This is a genomic window from Hydrogenophaga pseudoflava, assembly GCF_031020795.1.
Classification (GTDB): Bacteria; Pseudomonadota; Gammaproteobacteria; order Burkholderiales; family Burkholderiaceae_C; genus Hydrogenophaga; species Hydrogenophaga pseudoflava_A.
In genome coordinates this window covers 48,683-74,885 of record NZ_JAVHJP010000011.1, presented here as the reverse complement: position 1 = coordinate 74,885, position 26,203 = coordinate 48,683, and the positions used below count along the sequence as shown (strand labels likewise).

Here is a 26,203-nt window from a genome sequence, read left to right as displayed (position 1 = left end):
ACCGGCATCCAATCGAAGTGAAGTCCACCGCTATGCTCGCACCGCTCCTTCACGCAACTCTGGTTCCCACCGTGCGACTGCCGGGTGTGGTCTACCCGCCGCCCGAACAGCTTCGCCGCGACACCTCGGCGGGTTTCATTGGTCAAACCACGCTGGCCGAGGCATTCATGGCCACTCACGCGGCAAACGCCCATCGCCCCGCGCTTGTGGGGCCAGAAGGGGTGATCACTCACGGTGAACTCGACATCCTGACAGACCGCACTGCAGCCGCCCTATTGGACCTGGGCTTGGCCCCGCTGGACCGCGTAGTGTTCCAACTGCCCAACTGCAAGGAACTGGTCATCGCCCTACTGGCCTGCTTCAAGGCCAACCTGATCCCAGTCTGCACCCTTGCTTCACACAGAGAGCGTGAGATCGGCTATTTAGCCCAACACGCTCAGGCCTGCCTACACCTCGTGCCCGGCGACGACCCCAAGTTCGACCATGTCGAATTCTCTATGCGCATGCGCGCCCAAGTGCCGTCGCTCAGGCACACGGTGGTTGCACGCAGTCCGGCGCGAGACGGTGCTCTGTCACTTCGTGCGCTGTGGGAAGCCCAGGATCCGACTGCGGCCCGCGAAAGAGTGCAGGCTCTGCCGCGCGACCCCTACCAAGTGGCGCTGTTCCAGCTTTCGGGCGGCACCACCGGCGTGCCCAAGATCATCCCGCGCAGTTCGGGTGACTACGTCTACAACATGCGCGCTGTGGTGGATTGGTTTGGCTTCGGCGCCGCGGACTGCTTCTACAACCCCATGCCGCTGATCCACAACTTCAATCTGGTGTGCTGCTCGGCGCCCATGCTGATGGCTGGTGGCGCCATCGCCCTGGCGCCCACGCTGGACGCGGAAACCGTGGTGGGCATCCTGCGCCGCGACAAGCCTACCTGGTTCACCCTGCCCGGCCCGCTGCTGGCCAAGCTGCAGCCAGCCATCGCCAGCGGTGCGGTGAGCTTCTCGCATGCGCGCGGCTCCATCACATCCAAGGGCGCCGACATGGTGGAAAAGCTGACCGGCGTGCCCACCTACCATGTCTTCGGCATGACCGAGGGGGTAATCATGTTTACCCATCCCAGCGACTCGGCCGAGGCACGCTACCACACAGTGGGCCGCCCAATCTCTCCGCACGACGAAGTCAAGATCCTGCGGCCTGGCACTGAGGAGGAGTTACCTCTGGGCGAAGTCGGAGAGCCCGCCTTTCGCGGCCCCTACACGGTGCACGGCTACTACGACGCCGCCGAGCGCAATACCGAAGCCTTCACCAGCGACGGCTTCTACCGCTCCGGCGATCTGATGTCCAAACGCCTGATCGACGGCAAGGTCTACCACGTATACGAGGGGCGCATCAAGGATGTAGTGGACCGAGGCGGCGAGAAGATCAACGCCGAGGAGGTGGAGACCGCCGTCAACACCCATCCGGCCGTGGCGGCCTGTGCCGTCATAGGGCTCAAGGATCCGCTGCTAGGCGAACGTATGTGTGTCTGCCTGGTGCTGCAGCCTGGTGCCGAGGCCCCCACCGTAGCCTCGCTGGGCCTGCACCTGCAGGCCTATGGCCTCGCCAAGTTCAAGTGGCCCGAACGCATCGAAATCATGACCGAATTGCCGGTGACCCATGTCGGCAAGCTCGACAAGCTCACGCTGCGCCAGCGCTACGCCTGACTCACTTCATTCCTCTGGAGCCCTTCTCATGAGCCACTCACTCACCCAACGAAGCACGCCCATCCACGGCGTGCACCACACTGCGCGCCCGACCTGGAAGCTGCGCGAGACCGTCGAGTTCTACCGCGACAGGCTGGGCCTGCCCCTGGTGCACGCGATCTCGGCGCGCGGCTGGCCCGAAGGCCACCCCGACTTCCTGCACTTCTTCTTCGACAGCGGCAATGGCAGCACCATCGCATTCTTCTACTACATCGGCACACAGCGCCCGAATTACCTGGAGCCGGTCCATAGCCACTTCTACACGGCTACGCACACTGCCTGGCAGGTGGAGAAGCTCGAAGACCTGGAGGTCTGGCGACAGCGCCTTCTGGACCAGGGCGTGCCGCTGCGCTACGAGACCCGGCACGAAATTATCGAGTCTCTCTACTTCACCGATCCCAACGGCTACCCACTTGAGATCACCTGCCAGCTGCGGCCCATGCAGGCCATCGATGCCGAGGACGCCGAGCGCACCATCCGCGCCGGCATGGAACTGGAGGACCTGGGTGATGCCGACGCCTTCAGCTGCATCGACGACGTCTGGCGCCGCAAGGGCGCCGAGCTTTCCGAACTCACCCAGGAGGCCTGAGATGCCAACACTGTTTGTCTTGAACGTCGAAGAGTTTCACCCTCTGATTGAAAGCGCGCGTGAGCAGGCTGGCGTCTCCGTTCAGCCCGGCCCGCGTGGCTACACCCGCATCAGCGCCGAGGGCGAGTTGCACTTCAATCGCAAGGCCCTGGGCTTCAAGCCGGCCGTGTGGTACGGCGCGCTCACCGGTGGACTGGTTGGCCGCATCGCCGAGTTCTCGCGCGACGAACTGCGCATCGTCGGAGGAGCGTCATGAAAATCGCCATTGTGGGAGGCGGTCCCTCAGGCCTGTACCTGGCCTTGCTACTCAAGCGTCGCCAGCCCGGATTGACGGTTACGGTCCACGAGCAAAACCGTCAGGGCGACACCTTCGGTTTCGGCGTGGTCATGGCCGATACGGGCTTGTCTCACCTGGAAGCAGCCGACAAGCCGTCGCACGATGCGCTGCGCGAGGCCATGCATTTCTCGCACCAGCAGACCATCTGCCTGAACGACGAGGTTCTGGACGTCAGGCGCCCTGGAGCGGGAGGTGGCGCCATCACCCGCATCGAACTGTTGCGCATTCTGCAGGGCCATTGCGTCGAGGTGGGCGTGGACCTACATTTTTCCTCACGCCAGGACTTCGCAAACGGCGGCCTTGAAGCCATTACCGCCAGCGTCGACTTGGTGGTCGGTGCCGACGGCGTGAACTCGGTGGTGCGCCAGCATGGGGCCGAGACCTTCGGCACCAGCCAGCGTCTACTGCACAACCGATTCGCCTGGTACGGCACCACGCGCCTCTTCCCCAATCCGGCGCTGGTCTTCCGAGAACACGCTGGTGGGCACTTCGTGGCTCACTACTACCGCTACAGCGACACCATGAGCACCTTCGTTGCCGAATGCGACGAAGCCACTTGGTTCCACTGCGGTCTGGACAAGATGACGGACGAGTCGCGCCAGGAATTATTCGAGCACATCTTCGCTCCCGAGCTCGAAGGCCTGCCCCTTGTTGCCAGTAACTCGGTGTGGCGCCAGTTTCCAGTCATACGCAACCAGCGCTGGCATAGCGGCAAGACGGTTCTGATCGGAGACGCTCTGTCCAGCGCTCACTTCTCCATTGGCTCGGGCACCCGCATCGCCATGGAGGACTCGATCGCGCTGGCCGACGCCATCCTCACCCACTTGGGCGATGTGCCCGCGATTGGCCCGGCCTATGAGGCCGCGCGCCGCCCAGGCAAGACCAAGCTGATCGAAGCCTCCGAGAACAGCTTCAACTGGTACGAGGACGTCGCGCGCCACATGGCCTGTGGCAATGTGCACGACTTCGTGCATAGCTATATGACTCGCACCGGCCGCATCGGCGAGGACAGGCTGCGAGCCCAGTTTCCCGAACTCGCGGCCGCGTTGGAGGCCCGGCGTAATGCAGCGGTGGGCTGAACCCATGGCCATCGAACCAACCGAGTTCGTTCTAAGCACCCGGCCCTTCGTGGTGCGTCGGCGCGTGCGCTGGGGCGAATGCGACCCGGCTGGCGTGGTCTACACGCCGCGCTTCACCGATTTCCTCGTCGCAGCAGTGTCACTGTTCCACGAGCATCTGTTCGAAGGCGAGCCTGCCGACTTCCGCCAAGCCCTGGGCATAGATACGCCCTGCAAGGGTATGTCGCTTGTTTTCCAGGGTGCGCTCTGGCCCGGTGACGTGTTCGACATGGCAGTGCGCGTGGGCGAGATCCGCAACGCCAGCTACGACGTTCACGTAACTGCCACCCGGCCTGAGGGCGTCGCAGTCTTCAGCGGCGTGTTCAGCCCCATCTGCATCCCGCGCGGCGAACGCCGCGCCGTTCCGATTCCCGACGCCTTCCGCGTCCTTCTCCAAGCCAGTCAGGAAAGCCCCGAATGAACGCCCCCGTCCGCATCGGCCAGATGGTACCCAGCTCCAACACCACCATGGAGACCGAGATTCCGGCCATGCTGCGCCTGCGTGAGGCCATCGCGCCCGAGCGCTTCTCCTTTCACGCCAGCCGCATGCGCATGCACAAAGTCACGCCCGAGGAACTCAAGGCAATGAACGGGCAGACCCAGCGATGCGCCGCTGAACTCGCCGATGCACGCGTGGACGTGATGAGCACCGCTTGCCTGGTTGCCATCATGGCCCAAGGACCGAGCTTCCATCGTTCGGTCGAGCTCGACATGGCTGCGGCAGTTGCCGAGGCGGGCGCGACTTCCAAGGTCATGACCTCGGCCGGGGCGCTGATTCACGGCCTTAATGTCCTGGGCGCTAAAAAGATCTCGCTGCTCGCACCCTACATGAAGCCGCTGACGCAGAAGGTGGTCGAGTACATCGAGCACGAGGGCATCGAGGTGGTCGACCGTATCTGCTTCGAGATCCCAGACAACCTGGAGGTAGGCCGGCGCGACCCCATGCGGTTGATGGACGACGTCAAACGTCTGAACACCGCCAACGTCGACGTGGTGGTTCTCTCTGCGTGTGTGCAGATGCCCTCGCTACCTGCGTTGCAGCGGGCGCAGGATCTGCTCGGACTGCCCGTGACTTCAACCGCTGCCTGTACCGTACGCAACATGCTAGATCTGCTGGCACTGCCAGCGGGCTTCGCCGGCGCAGGTGCGGTGCTGGCCTGACAGAGGCACAGCAGCCTACGACAGCCTTGCGCCGCGGATCGTCTGATCGAGGCAATGTGCAAAGTACTCCGCAGCCCTCGTCATGGGCACGTCAGAACGGGTCACCCGAATCAGGGCTACATCAGGGGGGCGCAGTGTGGTTTCGTCGATGGCCACCATGTCCTGCATTTCCGGCAACGCAAGAGAACCTCGCAGCATGATGGCTACGCTGTCCGAGCAGCGCAGAAGGACCATGGCCTGCAGGGCCTCACAGACGATTACGCGCTCCGGTGGCGCCACGCCTGCATTGGCAAACATGGCCGACAGTTGGCCTGGCCCATTCCCATCCATGGGCCGAGTGGCCACCCATTCGAACTGCACAAGTGCCGCTGCACTCGGTGCCTCCAGCACGGGGTGCCCACGCCGTACGGCCACGCACTGACTCATGCACTGGATGTGTTCCACAGAGAACTCTTCACCCAGCCTCACGTCGGTGTCTCCTATCGTCAGGGCCATGTCCAGCGAGCCATCGCGTATACGGGGCAGCACCCGGTGCACCAGCCCGTCCACCAGCTCCAGGTGCACATTGCGGTATCGCTGGCGAAACCAAGTAAAGGCATCGCCCAGCACGGCGCGGGTTACGAAGGGAGTGATACCAACCCGCAAACTGCCCGCATCACCACCAGCGGTTTGCCGCAGGTCGTCACGAGCCAGCGCCACTTGGCGCGAAATGATCCTAGCCCTCGCGACCAGACGTCGACCAGCCTCCGTCAGGTCGATACCACGCGAACGACGCTCCAGCAGCGCCACGCCGGCCTCTTCCTCCAGCATGCGCATGGACTTGGTGACCGCTGCCTGCGAAAGATGAAGTTGCCGCGCCGCAGCGCGGATGCTGCCGTGCTGCACAACAGCGACCAGCAACTCCAGTTGTTGCAGTTTCATGGGAAGCACGGGATGCAGACCATACGACATCCAAACGTTTTCTTTAGAACGGCTATTTAAACCGAAAAATTCTTTCTCGGGGTTTTTTTTGAGTTCAAAAGACAACCATTGGTTGTCATGACAAAAAAGAGATGCCTTCCGAACCAAGCACCCGACTCCTAGTATTTCCGAGGCGATCAGCACACCTACTTACTGAGATTCAACTTGAAAACCGCCCAAATGGAACTCGACACCGCATTGGAAAAGCTCGGAAGCCAGCAAGAACGTCTTGCAAGCCTGCAAACAGCGTCCGAAGCCGCCCACCATGCAGTCGCACAGGCTGTGCAGGCACTGAACGCAGTACCAACCGACTCGATGCTGTATGTGCGAGAACGGTCGGCCATCGACCAAGCGCTGCTGCACTTGGCCAAGGCCAAGTGGTACATGGGCCGCTTCAGCGGCTCGGCGCTGTACTTCACTGAATTCACCGCCAGCCTGTTAGATGCCGACCTCGCAGGAGAGTCCTTCGCTCGTTGTCTGGAGCTCGCAGACCGTTCGCGGGCAACGCTGGAGGGACGACACCACGATGTCGCGGGCGATCAGTTCGCTGTTCTAGTCTCGCCCCATCAGGACAGCGAGATCCTGTTCGCGGACGGAGTGCCTCTCGTTCCCACCGTCTGCCCTATCGTGCTTCTGCAGGGCAGCTCCTACGAAATGGGGAGGCAGTACATCGAGCAGGTTGTCGATGTCTATGGCAGTTGGATCTTCGAGGCCGTGGCCAAGCGCCGCTTTAGCGAACACGAAATTCTCACCATTCGCCGTTGGCATGAGCACCTAGAACGCCTGACACCGGAGATCTGCGACACGGTGCGTGGGTGGGTGGATGCAGCCCGTGACCTTGGCATTGCCTTGGACTACTGGAATGCAATCCAACTCTGGACTGGACACTTCGAACCCATTGCACAGGGCATCAAGGGACATGGCATACGTGATCTCGCGCCAGTGGGTCAGAGAAACGAAGATCGGTCTGCATCGGCCTACCTGGGCGGGCAGTCCGCGCAACGCGCGGCCGTGGAGGCGCACGAGGACCTGTGCAGTGGATGCTGCGCTTGGGGTGAAGCCACCAGCGAGGGCAAGTTGGTGGCGGCGTCCACCACCGACCACGACTGCACCTTTCAGGCCACAGTGGTTGCATACCCCGACACCGGCCACGCGTACGTTTACACGCCGTTCTCGGTCAACGGCTTCATCCCCCAGCTTGGTCAGTATTTCTTCGCCGGCCACCCGGGCATGAACAATCAGGGTCTGGCTTATGTGCATCATGGTGGTGGCCTGCATGGCATTGAGGGCCCGGCTGATCGCGGTTATGGCTTGCGCCGAGGCGCATCTACTTTCCACAACCTTCGTTATGCCTCTAACACAGAGGAAGCACTGGCTTTCGAGCTGGCCTGCCCGATCGGGGATGTCGGGACCATCCTGGGTTCCGTCGGCGGTTTCTATGCCGACGCCAAGGGAGCCTATGTGTGTGAAGCGAGGCCCTCGTCATCCGTAGGGCCGGACGCCATCGTTCGTAAACACGCCTTCGGCACCCACGGACAACGCTACAGCTTTCTCTACGCCAACAACAACTCCATGCACCCGCGCTCCAGCTGCGGGTTTCAGCCACCAGAGTCGGGCTACAGCTACAACTCCATTGAGGGCTGGTTCGAGGGCGCCCCCGCACACCACCTGCACCTCGGTCCACTCGGGCTGAGCCCACTGCTGTCGACCAAAAGCTCGCAGGGCCGCAACCGCTATCACTTTGAAAACCTGCAGGCGAGTAATGGGCGCATCGACGTCGACACGATGCAAGACCTTCTTCGCGGTAGTCCACCCGCGCGCCGCCACGCCGACGGTCGCCCCATGTCGCGTGTGGAGATCGAACAAGCTTGGCTGGCTGGCGACCCATGGCCCAGTTCGGTTTGCCACCGAGTGAACGCCTTCACCAGCATCATGCAACCCGACAACGCCGGCAACGGGCTATACATGGGCTGCATCGGCCCTGCCAACCGACGCACTCGCATGCACATCCCGGGGCACGGCTACCACTACCACGACGAGGTCAACGAGTTCTGGGAGATTCGCCTCAAGGACTCGCCCGAGGCGCTGGTCGAAGATGCGAAGTCGCGAGCGCTATGGCTGCTGGCACAGGCCCAGGTGCAATGGAAGGCCGCGCTGACTGCTCCCGGAAGCATCGAGCACCCTGCCTATTTCCTCGGAATCTTGGAGCGTGCTCGCGAAGCTTGGGAGCAAGGTACAAGCCGCCTCGCGCAAGTACAGGCTGCGTCCACCACGTCGGCACGGCTGCGCACGCTCTCCGCGGCATTGCGCCGCTTCACCGATTGCCAGTGCCGAGCCAAGCAACTTGGTACCGAGCTCTCGCACAGGCTGGCAGCACCCAAAGCCCTGGCCCTTTGATTGATTCCCCTCCGTTACAGAGAGCACGTGCATGACCGACCCACTCGCACAAGCCCAGCAGCTCCGCACACAAGCACTGTTCGCTGTCTACGACGCCAACCGTTCCTTTGTTGAAAAGGGATGGGGTGACCCGGTGCACATTGCTGGGCGCGAGGCACTTGACAGCGTGTTGATCGGCCTCGCCCAGGCCAAATGGATCCTGGGTCAAGCCGATGGCACCTACCGCGAGTTCGCCCCACCAACGCCTTCGGTTCCCGCCGCAATAACGCAGGCTACTCAGGGTTTCGAACGCGCCATCTCAGCATGCCAGCAGATACGCCAGGCCTGCGACGCAGGCCGCCTGCCACCAGCGATGGAACACCCAGAACTCTTGCGCAGCGCCGAAATCCAGTTCACAGGCAACACCCCCCTGGTACCCAACGTAAGCCCTGTAGTAGTGCTGCAAGGAAGCAATGAGGAAATGGGCGCGCAGTATGCGCAACAAGTCATCGACATCTACGGTGTCTGGATCTTCACCCAGCAGGCGAGGAGAACCTTCAGCGAAAACGAAGCGCTTGAAATCAGCCACTGGGAAGCCGAGCTTCAACGCCTAACTCCCGAAGTGTTGGCCTTTGCCGCCGGCATGGCTCGGGGCTGCACAGAGGCCGGTCTGCCGATGTCGCGCCAACAGGCAGTATCGATCTGGACAGGCATCCGGCCACCAGCCCGAGAAGCCCGCCCCATGGCCTTCGCACAAATGGACGGTGACAACGACGCCCGCATCACTGCCGCTTACCTAGGGGTTTCAGCCCGCACCTTGTCTACGGAAACCGACATGTGCAGCGGCATCTGCGCCTGGGGCCGGGCCACGGCCGATGGTTCGCTCATCGCAGGCTCCAGCACCGACCACGATTGCACCTTCCAAGCAACCATCGTGGCCTTTCCAGACGAGGGCAACCCCTTCATCTACACCCCGTTTTCAGCGAATGGGTCCATCCCCGTACTGGGCAACTTCCACATGGCTGGCCATCCCGGCATGAACGCAGCCGGCCTCGCCTATGTGCACCACGGCGGCGCCAATACCGGAGAGCCCCAGGCGCAATGGGGCTACGGCGTGCGGCGTGGCCCCGCCACCTTCCACCTACTGCAGTTCGCCAGCGACGCAGCCGATGCTCGCAAACGCTTGCAGGAATTTCCTGTTGGCGATGCAGGCATTTCACTTGGCACCGTGGGCGGTCTGTTCGCAGATGCGAAGCAAGGCTTCTCCCTTGAGTCCCGGCCGGGCGCACCAAACAGTCCCCACCCCATCCTCAGGGAACACAGCTTGGACGTCATGGGCGAAACCTTTGACTTCCTCTATGCCAACAACAACGCCATGGCGCCGGAATCTGGCCACTTGAACTGCCCTCCTGAAACAGGCTACCGCTATACGGTTGCCGGGGGCTGGTTCACCTTGGATTGGAATGCCATTCAGTCGGAGCTAGGTCCAAAGGCCTTTCGCCGGTTGAACACCCGATCCAGCGAGGGCCGCAACCGCTATGCCTACCGCAGGATGATGGAGCGCTACGGCAAGATCGATTTGGAGTACATGAAAGCCGTCTACCGCCAGGGCGGTGACATGTCACCTGGCACGTTGGAGCAGCTCCAGCGGATGTGGCAGGCCGGCACACCTTGGAATTCGTCCACGGCTCACCGAGGCAATGCCTACACAGCGGTGATGCGACCGCAGAGTGGCGAAGGCGGCCGCTATCTGGGCTGCATCGGCCCAGCACACAGGGCGGTACAGGCTCGCGGACCAGAGCATGGCTACCACTATGTCGATGAAACCAACACATTCTCTGAGATTGAGCTCAGGCGAAGCCCGGAAGCGGTGTTGGAGGCCGCGCTAGAACTGGCTCATGAGCGCTGCCGACAAGCCCGCACGGCCCTAAGACAGCTTGGCACAAAACACCCTGCATTCACGCTTTTTTCAAACTGGCTAGGGGAGGCGAACCTTGCCCTGGTCGGACTCTCCGTGACCGGCGCAGTAGACCCTGCGGCGCCACGCGCCAGGCAGCTGGCACGCATCGCAACGACCTTGCGATCGACCATGCGCGCCCAAGTCAGAGCCACACAAGTCACAGAAGCCATCTCCTCTCTGTAGTTGGCACCGATTTCCTTCCCGCCCCGCCCCACCCAAGCGCCAGATGAAAGACACACCATGACCACTCGCCGCACCTTTGTCGCCACCTCCGCCGTCGCCCTGAGCGCCTTGGCGACATCAGCCACTTTTGCCCAGTCTTCCAGGATATCCCGCCTGATTGTGGGAGGGGCCCCGAGCAGCATCGCTGACATGCTGGCGCGCCCCCTTGCCGAAGTCCTTGGCAAGTCCATGAACCAGCCCATGATCGTCGAGAACAAGCCGGGCGCGGCGGGCTTCATTGCCATTGCCGATCTGCTGCGCAGCCCCAGCGACGGGCAGACCCTCATGATTTTGAGTGCCACCGCGGTGGCCTGGAACCAATTCATGTTCAAGAAGCTTCCCTACGATCCTGAACACGACATCGTGCCGGTCGCTCCGCTGGCAGCCATCCCGATGGTGATAGCCGTCAACCCCAAAGTGCCGGCCAAGACCTTGGAGGAATTCATCGCACTCGCCAAGAAAGAGCCGAACTCGTACACCTATGGTTTTGGCGGCATCGGCACGCCCTCTCATGTGTCGTTTGAGCGTTTCCGAAGCTTGGCCGGTATCGATGTCGTTCCCGTTCCCTACAAGTCTGGTCCCAGTGCGTTGCAGGATCTCATGGGCGGACGCATTGACGTGATGCTCGATGGTGTACCTCTGCTCGAGCCCTACATCAGAAGTGGCCGGCTTCGTGCGCTGGCCATGGCTACGCCCGCTCGGGTTTCGGGTCTTCCAGAAGTGCCGACCGTTGGTGAACGAGGACTCCCTGAGTTCGACGCCGCTATCTGGGTTGGTGTCGGTGTCCGCCGTGGTACCGAGATGGAAGTAGTGAACCGCTTGAACGGCGCCATCAACGTTGCGCTGGACCACCCAATTGTGAAGGACGCCTACACAAAGATGGGAGCCGAGATCCGCAAGGCCACTCAGAGGGACTTTGCTGAATTTGTGAAGGAGGAACGTGGCCGTTGGGGCCCCGTGATCCAACGCGCCAAGATTTCACTGGACTGACAACAAGAGAACTGCAAATGACGAACTCATCCCTCTCATCCTCCACTCCTCGGCTTTCCGCCTATGCCGGCAACGACCTTGCGAGCACGCGTGACATACCTGTCCCTGACCAATTTGCCGAGGTCCCGACTCTCGCACTGCCCGAGCCGCGCGCACTTGCTACCGGCGAATGCGGCCCTCGGGCGGTGAGCGCAACGGTGCGCAAGGCGGGTTCTGTAGCTAGTTGCAGGGCATATCGCTTTCGAGTGGCATCCTCGGCTGCCATCGACGGCACCATGGAGCTGTTTGGAGAGATGTCTACCCAACATGAGATTGACGAGGACTCAACGTTGATCCTGCTTCTGGCTGGCGGCTCCAACAACAGCAGCTATTGGGACTGGCCACTGGACCCAGAACGCCACTCCTTCGTCAGACACGCCACCAACGCTGGTTTTGTTACCCTGAACCTAGATCGTCCCGGTTACGGCAAGAGCGACCGCCCCGACCCGACCCGCATGGACTTCCGGGCGCAAGCGGAGGCAGTCCGCCAGGTGATGGCGCAGCTCAAGAGCGGGGCCATTGGCCATCGCTTCAAGAAAGTCGTCGTCAACGGGAACTCCATGGGCGGCATGGTCGCTTGGCACTCAGTGGTTGACCCCTCGCCGGCCGATGCAGTGATTGTCAGTGGAGTTGGCCATGGCCTGAGCGACCTGGCCATGGACATGGTTCTCAACGCGCTGCAACCCGTAGAGGAACACCCCAGCTTTGGATTGGGTTGTGGTCTATTACCCGGTTACTTCATTAGACGGTTGTCGCCCGCGCTCCCCGCAAGCGGCCACGATCTGTACACCTTGTTGTTTCAAGACACAGTAATGCTGGCCGAGCTGAAGGCGATCAAGCCGGACTCGGAAAACGTCGAGATCACCAAAGGCATACGTGTACCGGTGCTGTTCGCGTTAGGCCGACACGACCTGCGCTGGTGCACGACAACCGGAGACTGTTCCACTGATCCAGTCTTTTTGAATGAACCCCAGAAATACAGACCAGAGACGGATGTAACAACGTTCCTGGTGCCAGAGGCGGGTCACCTGATCAACAAAGACCCAGGTGCACACTTTTTCTTCGAGAAGACAATTGCATGGTTGCAGGAACGGGGATTTTGAACGCATTGTTCCATCCTCCTGATACCGGACAGGTATGAACTGAAGGCGGCCCGCTTAGGCGTTCACCAGCGCCCTCATCTGCGCCGACGGCGGCCCGTAGCTCACCAGCCGCACATCCAGGCCGTGGCCCTGCGCCTTCTTGAGAGCGCGTTGGATGGCGGTGTGAATCCACTCCGTCGCGTTGCCGAAGGCACCGCCTCCGAGCATGGTGAGCAGCACGGTGTTTGAACCGCCTTGGCGGCTATTGAGCACGGCTGCCCACAAGGTGGCTTCGTATGCTGCATCCAGCACCAGCTGGGCAAAGCCTTGCCAGTGCGGCTGCGCGACCCGGCCGTAGGCCGCGGGAAGCGCCGAGCAGAAAGCCTGGCTGACCAATGGTCCAGGTGAGGACGTTCCATCGGTCACCTCCACACCCTGGTGCAATCCGATCCTCACGAGCCCGGCCAGTTCGCTGCGGGTTGCCTCGTCCATATTCTTCAACAGCGCGGAGATCTTCTCCAGCCCGGTCTTGGTTGCGAGCGCGTAACCGTTCTGCATGTGCCAGAGATCGGAGACCGGGCAACCCAGCTTGGCACTGAGCGCTGCTCCGAGGTCCGCCAGCCCGTCGAGCTGGTGCTCGGCGCTCTGCCCGATCTGCTCGCCCACCGGCACGAAGTAGTTGCGGTAGATCGTGGCCGCGCCTGCGGCGATGGCGCAGGCTGGCCCCTGCGTGCGGTCGTGCTCGTAGCGGGTCACGCCGTCTTCCGGCGTCACACTGGGCCCCACCATCTCCAGCGCATTGAACTGGCTGGCCACCTGGAACAGGGCCCCCGCGTACTGCGGCATCTGGTGCATCTGCCTCACATCGCCGGTGACGATGCTCACCTTTGTCGCTGTCTTTGTCACCTGCTCCTGATCCACCCGTTGTCGCAACTCGGCCAGCGACACCATTTCAAAGTGGCCGATGCCAAAGCTGCTCCCATTGTCTTTGGATCGCAGGGTGTTGCCCTGAACTTCCAGCCGTGCCTGCGTCGTGGCGTAGGCCTCTTCGTTGAAGCCGGTCAGGCGGCTGAACCAGTTGTGATGCATGTGTGTTCTTGTGGATGTGAGGTGTGTGCGGCGGCACAGTTTGCCGACGACAAAACACAAGTCAAGACAATCCGGAGGGGTCAGCCGGAGGCCTTCGGGTCACCCAGCACCATTGCAGGTGGGCCGACCGGGAGGAGACGTTGGAACAGCTCGAACTAGATTGTTCTTGCTCGTAGAAGTGCACCCAGCCGCAACCATGTCGAACCTCTTCAATCACGGTTCAGGTCCTGTGCGGCACGCTCTTCCCCTGGGATGGTGGTTACGGTCGCAAATGAACGTCTCGCCGCCAAGCGTGCAACCACACATGGGGCGTATTCATGAGCGCAGCAATGACCGGACTCAGCAGAAGCCGCGCAGGTGCCCCAGAGACATATGTTTCTGTGCAAATTCTCGACCGACACGCTGAATGTCGGGTATGTGGCGGACAGCGTCCATCTCCTGCATTGCCTTGCTGCTGATGTCCGACAGCCCCAATGCAGACAGTCCATCAGGTGTGACGTCGGGGTCATAGCGTGCATAGGTAAACAGTTTCGACCCACTCCAGTTGGATGGTCTGTCGGGCTCGCTCAGCATGCTGCCGAATTCCCGATCAATGCAGCCGCCGAAGCGACATTCGCCAAGCATCCGGCAGGCCATGTCCCAGCCTGCGGAGGCTGCATTGATCAGAGCGCCCGGTAGGGTGCTCGCGTTGTAGAGGATGTGCATGTCGTTGGCTTCAAGATCCATCTGCACCTTTGCCGCGCTACCGGTACCCACCGAAACGATGAGCAACCGGTCGGCACCAGTGGACCAGTTCACTGCATAGGGCGCTGCCGTAGCCATCTGGAACGCCAGAAACGCGGGGTTGTTGTAGGTGGTCACACCTCCGTCGACGAAGATGAACGTGTAGGCATCGGGCGTGCCTTCGGCCAGTGTCACGATCTCAGGAGGAAAGAAGGTAGGCGCCGCCGTGCTGGCACGCACCAGCTGCCATAGCGGCAGTCTCAAGTTGCAGTCCTTGCGTGCAGGTTGGTTATAGCCGGCGAACGGGTTGTTACTGATAGGCCATGGAGAGTCGGTGGTGGCATTTCGCATCACCATCATCAGCAACGTTCGCAGGCCTGGACTGCCCAACGAGGCATCGTCTCCGAGCGCTTGGCTCAGTTCGGTTCTCAGCATCTTTGCGAGCGGCTCATCGTTGTACTTGTAGTTCAGCCGCCGAAGCAGGAACGCCTTGTCGAACATCTGCTCGCCACTGTCCTCGTAGAACTTACGGATTCGCGACATCGACATGCCACAAGAGATACATGCGGCGATGATCGCGCCGGTGCTGGTCCCGCAGACAAAGTCGAAGTAGTCGGCCAACACAAAGTCGGGGGCGTTGCCGAGTCGGATTCGCAGGTCATCCTCAAGTTTGGCGAGGATCTCCACACTCATCAAGCCTAGAATGCCGCCGCCGTCACAGGCGAGAATTTTTTTGGGACCAGGAACTTGCAAGCGCTGGATCAGGGCTTCGTTCATTGGGCTCTCCGTTGAAGGGCACGTTCAGGTCACGCGCAATCAGTGTGATCAGAGTGCTCGGGTATCGATCCAGTTCACGTTGCTGGTGCGGCGCTTGACTTCATTCACCATGTGTCGGGTACCCCCGGGTCTGCCCGAGCCGCCACCGTCCCACAGGCAGACAAAGCGCACCTTTTCAGGACCATATGACAAGGCTGAGTAAAGCAGCCACAGGTTGCAGCGCTCGAACGGGCTGGACCCTGCCGGTGGGGGCCCGAGTTCGGTGGTCATGATCCGTGGGGTCTCAGCAAGGGGTGGGTTGAGCCTTTCTTTCAGTGCGATGAAGCGCCTGCGCCAGGTAGCGCCGTCTGAAGACGGGATGATGGACGACTCAATGAACTCGGGCTCCGGCAATGGCAGTAACAACTGCAGGCGCACGCCGCGCCGTGCGCATGCCTCGGCAAAGATCAGGTCACCACCGGCTGCCCCCTGTGTAAGCGCGAGGTCGCCCGGGCCAGCTTGCAGTTCGTCGAGTACGCGCTCGATCTCGGCAGTGGCGCGCGGCACCATTGCGGCTGGAAAGCGAGGTTTCGCACGCGTAGGTGTATCCACCATGTGACCAGAAAAAAGAAGTACCTGGCGCGGTTTAAAAGGTGGCATGCTGCAAGCGATCTCGTGGTCAAGGATCTCCAGTGCAGCGCTTGTCTCCTCAAGGCGGAACTGCAAGTCGCGCAGCATTGTCAATGTCTGACGCGTCGAGTCCAAGGCAAACCAGTCGCGCTTCGCCGCAGTTGCCACTTTTCGGAATTCCTTCTCCACGACATCACGCGAATGCACCAACAAGCACAACTCAGCATAGCTGGCTTTTGCCCAGTAATCACTAGTGTCACGTTCTTGTGCGGTCAATGCGGCCCAGAGCACCCCACCAATCAAGTTGTCGACAGCCACCTGCTGAACCTCGCCGCCCAGGTGTCTGAGCAGCATCAAAAGAGTCAGAGCGTTGATGCCTGAGTAATGGTGGGATGGATCAATGACAAATGCCTTGCGGTAGAGCGCTTGTGAATCTTCGAGGCTGGCGGTCTCTAGGCAAGCGGCCATACGAAAGCGATCCGGCGATAGATCGGCGGAGGTCCGCCAGCGAGACTGCCAGCGGTCCTTTTCCACCCGTCCGGCCAGCGACAGTGCTTCTGCATCGCCAGGTCTGTCCACCACGAACTGGCGCGCCGCTTCAAGAGCCTCCTCGTGCTGCCCCAAGCGGCCCAAGCAGACGATGCGTTTGCTGCGGCACGCTCGGTCGTCGGGCTCGACACGTAACCCATCCTCGAACTGCTCCAGTGCAAACGCGAACTGGCGTACTTGCAGCAGGCTGTTGCCCGCTGCGCGCTTGGCTTCGAGCCACAGCGCCTGCGTCGGGGTCTCGCTGGCCAGCACCAGGAGATCACCTGCGTTGCACTTGGCACGAGCCACCTTCATGCGGGCATCCCAGCGTTCGAAGGCTGCGCCGAACTCGCTCTTGTCCTGAAGCAGAAGATCACGCCAAGCTGGCTCGCGCAGATGCGGCAGCAAGGTGTAGACCGGACTCACCTTGCGTTGGGCGTCAACAGCCAGCGTGGCAAGAGCCATGGTGGTCAACGCGGCCTTGTTGGCCTCCACGAACTCCGGATCGGGCCCGCCGTCCTTCAGCCGGTAGCGCAGCTTTCGATCTGTGTAGATATCAAACGGACTGGACAACCGGGGCCCCTGCACCAGCAGCACCCCACGCGCACGCAGCGCATGCCGTATACCCAACTCGTACCAGACATTGGGGTTGTCCAGAGTCAGGTCGGCCAGCACCAGGTCGGCCACCAGCAACTCCTGAAACATGTCGGTTCGGATGTCTCCGGCCCGCTGCTCTTCGTCCGCGCGAAACACCTCGCAGCCGGCGGCTTCAAGCGCCGGTTTCAGCAGTTCGGCATAGACACGGTTGAAGTCGATGTCTTTGCCATCGGCCCCCGGTTTGGTGCCAAAGGGCATGGCAACGAATGCATGAGGTGTCATAGGCAGAAGCGTTGTTCAAACACAGTGGCATCTCCATCGCAGGACACGATCACGAGTTTGAGCATGCGACAGATTCGGAACAAACGCAATCGTCCAACGGGCGTCATGAGTCGTCCACTTCCCATCACCGGATGCGCCCTCCTGCATTGGTTCCAGATGAACGTCCACAAACCATTCGGGCACGTTCAATGTCATCCCCCGAAGGTGGGTGGCTTCGTGTGCTGCGAATTGGACGGGACAAGATTTCTGCTGTCTACTAGCAAAGGTTGGCCGGCTCGTCGGGTCATATCGTTGCCGCTCATTCTTTGAGTTGCGCTGTCGAATCGGCGGGTTCTCCGGTTTTTCTGGCCTCATTGGGGGACAGGGGATGACCGACATATTCCTGAGTTACACGGAGCGAGACCGTGACATGGCGCGGCGGGTTGCCGAGGCGCTAGGCTCTGCTGGTTGGAACGTCTGGTGGGATCGGCGGATTCCAGCGGGTGAAACCTGGCGCGGCGTTCTGGAACATGCGCTGGAAGACATGCGCTGCATGGTGGTCTTGTGGTCGGCCAACTCAATCGAAAGCGAGTGGGTCTACGAGGAAGCCTCGGAGGGGCGCCGTCAGGGAAAACTTGTCCCGGTGATGCTCGAACCTGTTCGCCCGCCGGCCGGATTCCGCGAGATCCAGGCGGCCGACCTGACGGGTTGGGACGGCTCACCCGATTTCGAGGGCCTTCGCATGCTGCTGTCGGATCTTGAGCATCTGCTGGGCAAGCCGGTGGTGACCAGCACCGATGGCACAGCATCGAACTGCCGGTCCTCAGCCCAGCCGGTCAATACAGAACATGCCCCTGCGTCACCCTACAACCTGACCGATTTGCCCGGAAAGGCAAGGCTTGCGTATGGAGCCAGCGTGCGCTGGCCGCTCCGGGCATTGGCAGGTAGCTTGCTGCTTGCCAGTGTGGCGACTTTCATCATCTTGTTTCCTCGCCAACAACCTGTTCCAGCAAGCTCGACCCCAACCGCAGCAACGACCATGGAGTCCACCAGTAGGCAAACGGAGCAAGGCGCGCCGCCGGAGGCACACTCTACCGTTCCGTCTTCGCTTTCACCACCGACGGGCAGTGTCCCGCCTGACATCTCAGTCCGCGCGAACGCTGCATTGACCTCCTCGACGACTCCGTTGTCGCGCACTAGGCCCTTGCCCGAACCCTCCGTCCCCCTCAAGCAAGGCAACTCAACCCGCTTGTCCAGCGCCTTCTGTGCCGATTCACTGGCCCGCATCCAACTCGGCGAAACCCTCTCCGGGGCCAATCAATCGAAATTCGACAAGGAGTGTTGATCATGAAAATTACATCCCCCCACCCCTCGCGTTCAGCCCTGTGCACGGCGGCGTTTGGGACTCTGATGCTGGTGGCCGGCTGCAACAACCTCCAGAAGCAAACCGCAACGCCGACCCCCGTTGCCGAGCCCTCACCGCCCGCCGTGACCAACCCTGCGGCCCCGCCCGCTTTGACCGTCCAGTCCCCACCACCTCCTCCACCTGCACAGCCATACGACATGGCGGTTTTGAGCGCAGCCACGGCCTTGTTCACCAATGCCAAGCTGCCACCAGCCGGCACCCCAGCCCTGCCGAAATACCCGCTGGTGATCGACCCGCTGATCGACGGCATGACCGGCGCCCAGTCGGTGACAACGCGCTCCATGGGTCGGCGGCTGGCCGAACTGATGCGCGAGCGATACCAGCAGTTCGACGTGCAGGCGTTTTCCGCGGCAAACGTTGCGCGCAGCCCGTTGGTCCTGATTGGTACCTTCACTGGGGTCAATGCCGAGCGCAAAACCGCGGGCGCCCGAGAAACCTATCGCATCTGCTTCGCGCTGGCCGATCTGCGCAGCGGCAAGCTGGTCAGCAAAGGCTTGGCCTTTGCTTTGCCGGAAGGCGTTGACCCGACGCCGCTGGCCTTTTTTCGTGACGCCCCCGCCTGGACGGAAGACCCAGCAACTGAGGGCTACATCAAGACCTGTCAGGGTACCAAGGCCGGCGATCCGATCAACCCGCTCTACCTCGACCGCATTCTCGCGGCCTCGGTTGTCGCGGAAGGCATCGAAGCCTACGAGGCCGGCCGTTACCGGGAAGCTCTCGAGCTCTACACCAGTGCCCTGGACATGCCGGCCGGCGACCAGTTTCGTGTGCATAACGGCATCTATCTCGCCAACTGGAAGCTCGGCCGCAAGCAGCCGGCCGAGGCCGCCTTTTCCAAGGTGGTCGACTACGGCCTTGTGCACCAGAGGCTTGCGGTCAAGTTCCTGTTCCGCCCCGGTTCAATGGCATTCATGGCCAATGCGCCGCTGAGCAGCAATTATTCAAGCTGGCTGAACACCATCGCTCTTCGCACCCGCAGCAGCGGAAAGTGCCTGGAGGTCATCGGCCACACCAGCCCAACAGGTCCAGAACCGCTAAATGAACGGTTGTCTTTGATTCGGGCCGAATACATCAAGGCGCGTCTGGCCCAGGCCTCACCTGGGCTCGACAAACGCATGATCGCCAACGGCGTCGGCTCCAAACAATCGATGGTAGGAAACGGCCGCGACGACGCCAGCGATGCGCTGGATCGACGAGTGGAGTTCAAGGTAATGACGTGTGGATGATCTGCTGGTCAAAGGTGGCGGATCCTTCCTCAAACCCAGCCCTCGACCTGTTCTGATAGAGAGTCAAACACCCAGGTATGCTGGCTACTCTTTGAATCACCTGAACCTCCAGCTGCGTCTGCGTGGTGGCGCAGGCCTCTTCGTTGAGGGAGGTCAGACGGCTGAACCGGTTGTTCTGCATGTCTTTCCTTCTGGATGAGAGGTGTGTGCAGCGGCACAGTGTGCCGACGACAAAACACAAGTCAAGACAATCAGGAAAGGTCGGCCGGAGGCTGCCCAGCCACGCAGCGCCACCGCCGTTCTGCTGGTTGGGATGAGGCGGATGGACCGCTCGAACAGGATGGTTCGCGCTCGTAGAACTGCGCCCTGCCCCACCCCGCTCGGATGCCTTCGGTCACGGTGCAGGTCTTGCAAAGCACGCCCCACTGACCACCGTGTGCCGGCAACTGCGCGTCGCAGAAGAACAGCTCATCCCTCAGCGGTCGACCGCACACATCGCCGACCAGACGTTCATATAGGCGTCGTGCCGCTTCTTGGCCTTCACGGCTCCTTTGAAGTTGCTCCAGTCCAGGTTCATCACCTGGTCGTGCAGCACCTGGGCCACGGCTGCTCGGGGCACCCTTGCCCGGTACTTGTAGTCTGTCCCCTGGTTCACTTCGACCTTGGCCTGCGGGAACACCGATTCGATGTCGCCCTTGACGCGGGCCCGCACCGTGAGCGTGTCCGTGTCTCCCGGCTTCTGGACCACGCTGATGAAACTCTTCGGCAGAAAGATCCACATGCTGCTGGCTCCTCGATACTGAGTCCTCAGCCCAGCGCTGCCAGCGCCTGCAGCACACTCTGGTCGTTCGGATGGGTGACGAACTTGCTCAGCAGGTTCCGTGGCACCAGTTGCACGGCCTGGCTCTCCCAACACATGTCGCCCGGATGGCCCCCCACCCGTCTGGCGGTGTAGTAGCGGGTCACCGAGGTGCTGCGCACCGAATCGCACAGGAAACCGGTCAGCACCACCTGCAGGCCGGATTCTTCGAATCCTTCCTTCAGGGCATTGGCTCGCAGGCTCATTCCAGCGTCCAGCTTGCCTTTGGGAAAGGTGTTCACATAACCCCCATACTGGTTGCTGGGAGAGACCACCCACACCCGATCATCGCTCTCGAGAATCACCACACCTGATGCGGCGCGTTTGCCTGGAGCGGTCGTCATCGGTGGCTCGGAAAAGTCCTCGGTTTGCAGCGTCGCGAGTTTCGCCCAGGCGGCGATGTCGGTGGGGGCGTCGGTCCAGGTGGCCAGAGCGATGCCGTTCAGACTCTCGGGCATCGGCCCATCAGGCACCACCGTTGCGATCTGTTCTGGGTCGTCCCAACTGGCCAAGGCTGTGGGTTTGCTTGGACTGCGAAGTTCAACGAGCTGCCCGTCGTCGTTCTTGCGTGGGTGAAAGCGCTTCATGGTCACGGACATTCGTTCATCAGGACCCTGAAGTCAAGGCCAGCGACCTCAGTCGCAGGCACAGGCAACAGGTGCCGGACTTGGGGTGAAGAACTTCACGCCGGTCCGGGTTGATCGCCTTTTGGCTTGTGCCCATTTAAGCCCACACGTACGCCGGCCAGCACAATGCAGCCATGGACAACAAGACCCCAGCGAACGCCTGTCACCGTTGTGGAGCCACCGCCTACAGACCGGTGATCGCGCGCGACGCCAGCGGTGCCATGACGCCCAGCGGGGCCTACCGCTGCGTTCAGTGCAAGCTGGAGTTCACCTCCATCGATCAGTGGCGCCTCTCAGGGCCTGCGAATTCGGCTTCGTCATGGACTCAGGACCGATCCGCCGCCTGATCGGCCCGCACCACATGCCGCAGAGCGCCGTGCAAGGCAAGCACCGGATGTGAATCACGACCACACACCACGGCTACTGCGCTGCATCAGTTGATCGAGGGTGAAGACAGAGCGTTACTTGCTCCGTGCCGCTGTTGGCACCGGAGCAACTCATGAAACGCAAACCGTCCCCCTCTTCCAAATCTTCCTCGGCCAAGCCGGCCCGCGCCGCTTCTGGCGCTCGTACCAAGGCAGCCGCCGCCACCAAGCCCGCGGCCAAAAGGGCCAAGCCTGCTCTCGCTCAGGCTCCTGAAGTCACCACCACCAAACAGTCCCAGCTGATCACCCTGCTGCGCAGTGAGGCCGGTGTCAGCATGGAGCAGATGATGGCGCTCACGGGCTGGCAGTCCCACACCGTGCGCGGCATGCTCAGCGGCTCGCTGCGCAAGCGCCTGGGTCTGGATGTGCAATGCCAGCGGGTCGATGGTGTTCATCTCTACCGGATCGTGGAGGCGGCGGCAGCATGAGCGTGGTGGAGCAGATCCTTCAGGCTGACCGGGCCACGCTGGTCGAGCGCTGGCAGTCCCTGTTCGATCGGGAGCCGCCGGCCCATGTACAGGTGAACCTGATCCGCCGGGTCCTCTCCTGGCATGCGCAGGACCAGATGCTGGACAACGACTGGTGTGGTCCCAAGGGTGCGGCGCGCCTGAAGCGTGTGCTGCGCCAGGGCTTTGCCACCACGGCCAGACCTACAAGAGCCTGAGTACGGTGACCAAGGCCATCACCGGCACACATAGGTCCGGGCCGGTGTTCTTCTGGCAAGCACGAGGCGTTGAAGCCACATGAAAAGCCTCACCGCAAAAAAGCGGCGTCAGAGAATGGCCCGCGGCAAAGGCCATAAAAGCCGCTGTCATAGAAACCACAGAGAAAAAGCCACCGCCCGAAACCCCGCGAAAACACTGGACCCAGAAAGACAAAAGGCTCCCACTTGCGTGGGAGCCTTGTCTTACTGGCGGAGTGAGAGGGATTCGAACCCTCGATGAGGCTCTACACCCCATACTCCCTTAGCAGGGGAGCACCTTCGGCCACTCGGTCATCACTCCAGAGCCGCGTATTATGCCTCAAGTCGTCCCCGTTTCCGGTGCGGCCATAGGCTTGCGGCCTCACTTCGAAATCGTGTCGGCCGTCTGGTCCAGATCGAACTCGCGGTGCAGTGCGCGCACAGCCAGTTCCATGTACTTCTCGTCGATCACCACCGAGGTCTTGATTTCCGACGTCGAGATCATCTGGATGTTGATGCCTTCGTCGCTCAGGCACTTGAACATGCGGCTGGCCACGCCCACGTGGCTGCGCATGCCGATGCCGACGATGGACACCTTGCAGATGCGGTTGTCGCCCACCACGTCGGCTGCTCCCAGCGCCGGCAGCACCTGGCCCTTGAGCAGGTCCAACGTCTTCTGGAAATCGTTGCGGTGGACGGTGAAGCTGAAGTCGGTCTTGCCGTCCTTGGACAGGTTCTGGATGATCACGTCCACCTCGACGTTGGCCTCGGCCACGGCACCCAGGATCTGATAGGCAATGCCCGGCTTGTCGGGCACGCCCAGCACGGAAACCTTCGCTTCGTCGCGGTTGAAGGCAATGCCGGAAACAACGGCTCGTTCCATATCTTCGTCTTCCTCAAAAGTGATCAGGGTGCCAGAGCTGGCTTCTTCGTTCAGGTCGATGTCCCAGGGGGTGAAGCTGGAGAGCACGCGCAGCGGCACCTTGTACTTGCCGGCGAATTCCACCGAGCGGATCTGCAGCACCTTCGAGCCCATGCTGGCCATTTCCAGCATTTCCTCAAAGCTCACGCGCTCCAGGCGCTTGGCTTCAGGCACCACGCGCGGGTCGGTCGTGTAGACGCCGTCCACGTCGGTGTAGATCAGGCATTCGGCCGCCTTCATTGCCGCCGCCACCGCCACGGCCGAAGTGTCACTGCCTCCACGGCCGAGCGTCGTGATATTGCCATCGGGGTCCACGCCCTGGAAGCCCGTCACGATCACCACCTTGCCGGCGGCCAGGTCGGCGCGCACGCGGGCATCGTCGATCGACTCGATGCGGGCCTTGGTGTAAGCGTCGTTGGTCTTGATCGGCACCTGCCAGCCCGCGTAGCTGACGGCGTCGATGCCTTCGGCCTGCAGCGCGATGGCCAGCAGCGCGGAAGAAGCCTGCTCGCCGGTGGCGGCCAGCATGTCCAGCTCACGGCCGTAGGACTTGCCCTGTTGGGCGGGTTGCAGCTCCTTGGCCAAGGCCAGCAGGCGGTTGGTTTCACCGCTCATGGCGCTGGGCACCACCACCATCTGGTGACCGGCCTTGTGCCACTTGGCGACACGCCGGGCCACGTTGCGAATGCGCTCGGTGGACCCCATGGAGGTGCCGCCGTACTTGTGAACAATCAAAGCCATCGGGTTGGATCGGGAAGAGGATCGTTGGAATGACCACGCGGCCGTCGGTCGCGCTGGGCCGGTCGCCGGAACCGGCCGGGCCCCGCCGGATGCGCCCGGCAAAGCCTTGGAATTATATCGGCGCAGTCCCGCCCGCCCGGTCGAACGCCAGGTGTCCGCCGCTCCGGCTCAAGGTTCCGTCGGCCACCTTGAGCTTGATGCGGTGACCCCGCGTGCGGCAGGCGGCCACCTGGTCCAGCACCTGCTCCATCTGGGCCGTGGTGGGTGCCACCCCCCACCCCACCCGCAGCCAATGGCGCAAAACATTGGCCTGGCGCTCACGGCCGAGGACCTGCAACGCGGTGATGGACGGAGGCTCGCCCACGGAAACCAGATCGATGCGCGCCAGGTCGTCCAGCAGGCCCTGGGCCTCCGCCGCATGGCGCGCGCTGCGTGCCAGCATGGGCCGGAACCCTGGGAAGCAGGCGTCCCAGGCGGGCATCAAGGCCTGGCGGATCCGGTTGCGCGTGTAGCGGGTGTCGGCGTTGCTGGGATCGTCGGCAAAGAGCACCCCGCGGGCCTCGACCCAGGCGCGCAGAGCGCTGGCAGGAACCTCCAACAACGGACGGGCGAAGTGCATGCCGTGCCGTTCGAAGCGACCGGGCATGGCGGCCAGCCCGGGCAAGCCGGCGCCGCGGCTGAGCGCCAGCATCAGGGTTTCGGCCTGGTCATCGGCGTGGTGGGCCAGCAGCACCACACCCACTCTCGATGCTCTGGCCAGATCGGCCAGTGCGCGGTAACGCTGGACGCGCGCGGCATCTTCCGGGCTCTGCCCCCTCGCTGGCATGGCTCGCACGTGGGCCACATGCAAGGGCACGTCCAGTCCGGCGCAAGTGGTTCGCGCGGTGACCTCAAAGGCATCCGCCGCGGACTGGAGTCCGTGGTGCACATGCAAGGCCACCACCTGCCCAGGCCAGAGGGCACGAGCCTCCAGCAACAACGCGGTGGAATCGGCGCCTGCGCTGTAAGCCACCGCCAGCCTGGTCCAGTTGTCCGGAACCCCTTGCGCAGACCAGCGCAACAGCGCCGGCCCGCAGGGGTTGGACGACGCCGTCACGAAGCGCCTCAGCGCTTGGCGCTGTCGGCCTTGGTGTCGGTAAAGCGGCCGTAGCTGTCCAGGCGTGTGTGCCGACGCTCCAGCAGCTCTTTGACCTTGAGATCGGCCACTTGCCGCCAGGCGTCGTTGAGGGCGCGCTTGAGGAACGCGGCCATCTGTGCAGGGTCGCGGTGCGCGCCACCCACCGGCTCGTTGACGATCTTGTCGACCAGACCCAGGGCCTTGAGGCGGTGGGCGGTGATGCCCAGTGCTTCGGCCGCGTCACTGGCGCGGTCGCTGGTTTTCCACAAGATGGAGGCACACCCTTCGGGCGAAATCACCGAGTACACCGAGTACTGGAGCATCAGCACCTGGTCGGCCACCGAAATGGCCAGCGCACCACCCGAGCCACCTTCACCGATGATGGTGGAGATGATCGGCACCTCCAGCTGCGCCATCTCGAAGATGTTGCGACCAATGGCCTCCGACTGGCCGCGCTCTTCGGCGTCGATGCCGGGGTAGGCACCGGGCGTGTCCACGAAAGTGAATACCGGGAGCTTGAACTTCTCGGCCAGCTTCATCAGGCGCAGGGCCTTTCTGTAACCCTCGGGCTTGGTCATGCCAAAGTTGCGCAGGCCGCGCTCCTTGGTGTCCCGCCCCTTCTGATGTCCGATCACCATGCAGGGCTGCCCGTTGAAACGGGCCAGGCCGCCGACGATGGACAGGTCGTCCGAGAAATGACGGTCGCCATGCAGCTCCTGGAAGTGCGTGAAGATTTCGTTCACGTAGTCCAGCGTGTACGGCCGGTCCTGATGGCGCGCGATCTTGGTGATCTGCCAGGGCGTCAGGGTGCTGTAGATGTCCTTTGTGAGCTGCAGGCTCTTGCCCGACAGCTGCTCGATCTCGGCGGAAATGTCGACCGCGGATTCGGTCTGGACATAGCGCAGTTCTTCGATCTTGCTTTCGAGTTCGGCAATGGGCTGCTCGAAGTCGAGGAAGTTTCTTTTGGCCAAGGTATGACTCCTTTGGTCTTTGTGTGAACGACGTCCGGAAACAGGAAAGCCCCGAGG

At 62.1% G+C, this 26,203-nt stretch carries 25 protein-coding genes and 1 tRNA gene; 16 read left to right on the top strand and 10 right to left on the bottom strand.

Annotated elements, in window-relative coordinates; all coding sequences use genetic code 11:
* Positions 1–17 precede the first annotated feature (17 nt).
* From RCO38_RS23805 to RCO38_RS23780, 6 genes are read left to right on the top strand one after another with little or no spacing between them, the layout of a single operon-like run.
* Complete coding sequence (locus RCO38_RS23805) at positions 18–1,694, top strand: AMP-binding protein (protein ID WP_308331077.1); 1,677 nt, start codon at positions 18–20, stop codon at positions 1,692–1,694.
* Between the two features lie 28 nt (positions 1,695–1,722).
* Complete coding sequence (locus RCO38_RS23800) at positions 1,723–2,322, top strand: VOC family protein (RefSeq protein WP_308331076.1); 600 nt, start codon at positions 1,723–1,725, stop codon at positions 2,320–2,322.
* A gap of 1 nt (position 2,323) precedes the next feature.
* Entirely contained in the window at positions 2,324–2,578 is a 255-nt protein-coding gene (locus RCO38_RS23795) for a hypothetical protein (protein ID WP_308331075.1), read from the top strand.
* Positions 2,575–3,738 carry an FAD-dependent monooxygenase gene (locus RCO38_RS23790; RefSeq protein ID WP_308331074.1) on the top strand — a complete coding sequence of 388 codons (1,164 nt, stop codon included), beginning with the start codon at positions 2,575–2,577 and terminating at the stop codon, positions 3,736–3,738. The genes RCO38_RS23795 and RCO38_RS23790 overlap by 4 nt, the downstream gene beginning before the upstream one ends.
* A 4-nt stretch (positions 3,739–3,742) precedes the next feature.
* Positions 3,743–4,198: an acyl-CoA thioesterase gene (locus tag RCO38_RS23785; RefSeq protein ID WP_308331073.1), complete on the top strand. Its 456-nt coding sequence runs from the start codon at positions 3,743–3,745 to the stop codon at positions 4,196–4,198.
* On the top strand, positions 4,195–4,938 hold the full coding sequence (locus RCO38_RS23780) for a maleate cis-trans isomerase family protein (RefSeq protein WP_308331072.1): 744 nt from the start codon (positions 4,195–4,197) through the stop codon (positions 4,936–4,938). Before RCO38_RS23785 ends, RCO38_RS23780 begins: the two co-directional genes overlap by 4 nt.
* Before the next feature lie 15 nt (positions 4,939–4,953).
* Here RCO38_RS23780 and RCO38_RS23775 read toward each other — a convergent pair whose 3' ends face one another.
* Positions 4,954–5,964: a LysR family transcriptional regulator gene (locus RCO38_RS23775; RefSeq protein ID WP_308331071.1), complete on the bottom strand. Its 1,011-nt coding sequence runs from the start codon at positions 5,962–5,964 to the stop codon at positions 4,954–4,956.
* A gap of 114 nt (positions 5,965–6,078) precedes the next feature.
* Between RCO38_RS23775 and RCO38_RS23770 the strand changes: the two genes are divergently transcribed.
* Genes RCO38_RS23770 through RCO38_RS23755 form a run of 4 tightly spaced genes read left to right on the top strand, consistent with a single transcriptional unit; the run spans position 6,079 to position 12,588 of the window.
* Positions 6,079–8,295, top strand: a complete 2,217-nt coding sequence (locus RCO38_RS23770; RefSeq protein WP_308331070.1) for a hypothetical protein — start codon at positions 6,079–6,081, stop codon at positions 8,293–8,295.
* Between the two features lie 31 nt (positions 8,296–8,326).
* Entirely contained in the window at positions 8,327–10,417 is a 2,091-nt protein-coding gene (locus RCO38_RS23765) for a hypothetical protein (RefSeq protein WP_308331069.1), read from the top strand.
* Positions 10,418–10,474: 57 nt separating this feature from the next.
* Complete coding sequence (locus RCO38_RS23760) at positions 10,475–11,446, top strand: Bug family tripartite tricarboxylate transporter substrate binding protein (RefSeq protein ID WP_308331068.1); 972 nt, start codon at positions 10,475–10,477, stop codon at positions 11,444–11,446.
* A 17-nt stretch (positions 11,447–11,463) separates the two neighbouring features.
* Entirely contained in the window at positions 11,464–12,588 is a 1,125-nt protein-coding gene (locus RCO38_RS23755) for an alpha/beta hydrolase (RefSeq protein WP_308331067.1), read from the top strand.
* A gap of 54 nt (positions 12,589–12,642) precedes the next feature.
* Here RCO38_RS23755 and RCO38_RS23750 read toward each other — a convergent pair whose 3' ends face one another.
* From RCO38_RS23750 to RCO38_RS23740, 3 genes are all read right to left on the bottom strand, one after another.
* Entirely contained in the window at positions 12,643–13,656 is a 1,014-nt protein-coding gene (locus RCO38_RS23750) for a hypothetical protein (RefSeq protein ID WP_308331066.1), read from the bottom strand.
* A gap of 339 nt (positions 13,657–13,995) precedes the next feature.
* Positions 13,996–15,156, bottom strand: coding sequence for a patatin-like phospholipase family protein (locus RCO38_RS23745; RefSeq protein WP_308331065.1), 1,161 nt, complete (start codon positions 15,154–15,156; stop codon positions 13,996–13,998).
* Positions 15,157–15,204: 48 nt separating this feature from the next.
* A complete protein-coding gene (locus RCO38_RS23740) occupies positions 15,205–17,148 on the bottom strand; it encodes a TRAFs-binding domain-containing protein (protein ID WP_308331064.1) in 1,944 nt (647 codons plus the stop codon).
* 391 nt (positions 17,149–17,539) lie between these two features.
* Between RCO38_RS23740 and RCO38_RS23735 the strand changes: the two genes are divergently transcribed.
* Positions 17,540–18,496: a toll/interleukin-1 receptor domain-containing protein gene (locus RCO38_RS23735; RefSeq protein WP_308331063.1), complete on the top strand. Its 957-nt coding sequence runs from the start codon at positions 17,540–17,542 to the stop codon at positions 18,494–18,496.
* Positions 18,497–18,498: 2 nt separating this feature from the next.
* The gene (locus tag RCO38_RS23730) at positions 18,499–19,803 is read left to right on the top strand and encodes an OmpA family protein (RefSeq protein WP_308331062.1); all 1,305 of its coding nucleotides are present in this window, start codon (positions 18,499–18,501) and stop codon (positions 19,801–19,803) included.
* 475 nt (positions 19,804–20,278) lie between these two features.
* Here the strand turns inward: RCO38_RS23730 and RCO38_RS23725 are convergent, their stop codons facing one another.
* Entirely contained in the window at positions 20,279–20,584 is a 306-nt protein-coding gene (locus tag RCO38_RS23725) for a hypothetical protein (RefSeq protein WP_308331061.1), read from the bottom strand.
* Positions 20,585–20,610: 26 nt separating this feature from the next.
* Positions 20,611–21,261 (bottom strand): NUDIX hydrolase, encoded by a 651-nt coding sequence (locus RCO38_RS23720; protein ID WP_308331060.1) that lies wholly within the window; start codon positions 21,259–21,261, stop codon positions 20,611–20,613.
* A 161-nt stretch (positions 21,262–21,422) separates the two neighbouring features.
* Here RCO38_RS23720 and RCO38_RS23715 point away from each other — a divergent pair, with 161 nt between their 5' ends.
* The 4 genes from RCO38_RS23715 (at position 21,423) to RCO38_RS24300 (ending at position 22,460) form a co-directional block, all read left to right on the top strand.
* Positions 21,423–21,635 (top strand): hypothetical protein, encoded by a 213-nt coding sequence (locus RCO38_RS23715; protein WP_308331058.1) that lies wholly within the window; start codon positions 21,423–21,425, stop codon positions 21,633–21,635.
* Positions 21,636–21,787: 152 nt separating this feature from the next.
* The gene (locus tag RCO38_RS23710; RefSeq protein WP_308331057.1) at positions 21,788–22,141 is read left to right on the top strand and encodes a DUF3489 domain-containing protein; all 354 of its coding nucleotides are present in this window, start codon (positions 21,788–21,790) and stop codon (positions 22,139–22,141) included.
* Positions 22,138–22,377, top strand: a complete 240-nt coding sequence (locus tag RCO38_RS23705; protein ID WP_308331056.1) for a hypothetical protein — start codon at positions 22,138–22,140, stop codon at positions 22,375–22,377. The genes RCO38_RS23710 and RCO38_RS23705 overlap by 4 nt, the downstream gene beginning before the upstream one ends.
* On the top strand, positions 22,374–22,460 hold the full coding sequence (locus tag RCO38_RS24300; protein WP_374694581.1) for a hypothetical protein: 87 nt from the start codon (positions 22,374–22,376) through the stop codon (positions 22,458–22,460). The genes RCO38_RS23705 and RCO38_RS24300 overlap by 4 nt, the downstream gene beginning before the upstream one ends.
* 164 nt (positions 22,461–22,624) lie before the next feature.
* On the opposite strand, the gene RCO38_RS23700 is transcribed toward RCO38_RS24300, so the two are convergent.
* From RCO38_RS23700 to RCO38_RS23685, 4 genes are all read right to left on the bottom strand, one after another.
* A tRNA-Ser gene (locus tag RCO38_RS23700) sits at positions 22,625–22,717 on the bottom strand.
* 60 nt (positions 22,718–22,777) lie between these two features.
* Positions 22,778–24,058, bottom strand: coding sequence for an aspartate kinase (locus RCO38_RS23695; protein WP_308331055.1), 1,281 nt, complete (start codon positions 24,056–24,058; stop codon positions 22,778–22,780).
* Positions 24,059–24,170: 112 nt separating this feature from the next.
* On the bottom strand, positions 24,171–25,154 hold the full coding sequence (tilS, locus tag RCO38_RS23690) for a tRNA lysidine(34) synthetase TilS (RefSeq protein ID WP_308331054.1): 984 nt from the start codon (positions 25,152–25,154) through the stop codon (positions 24,171–24,173).
* Between the two features lie 8 nt (positions 25,155–25,162).
* Complete coding sequence (locus RCO38_RS23685) at positions 25,163–26,146, bottom strand: acetyl-CoA carboxylase carboxyltransferase subunit alpha (protein WP_308331053.1); 984 nt, start codon at positions 26,144–26,146, stop codon at positions 25,163–25,165.
* Positions 26,147–26,203: the final 57 nt, after the last annotated feature.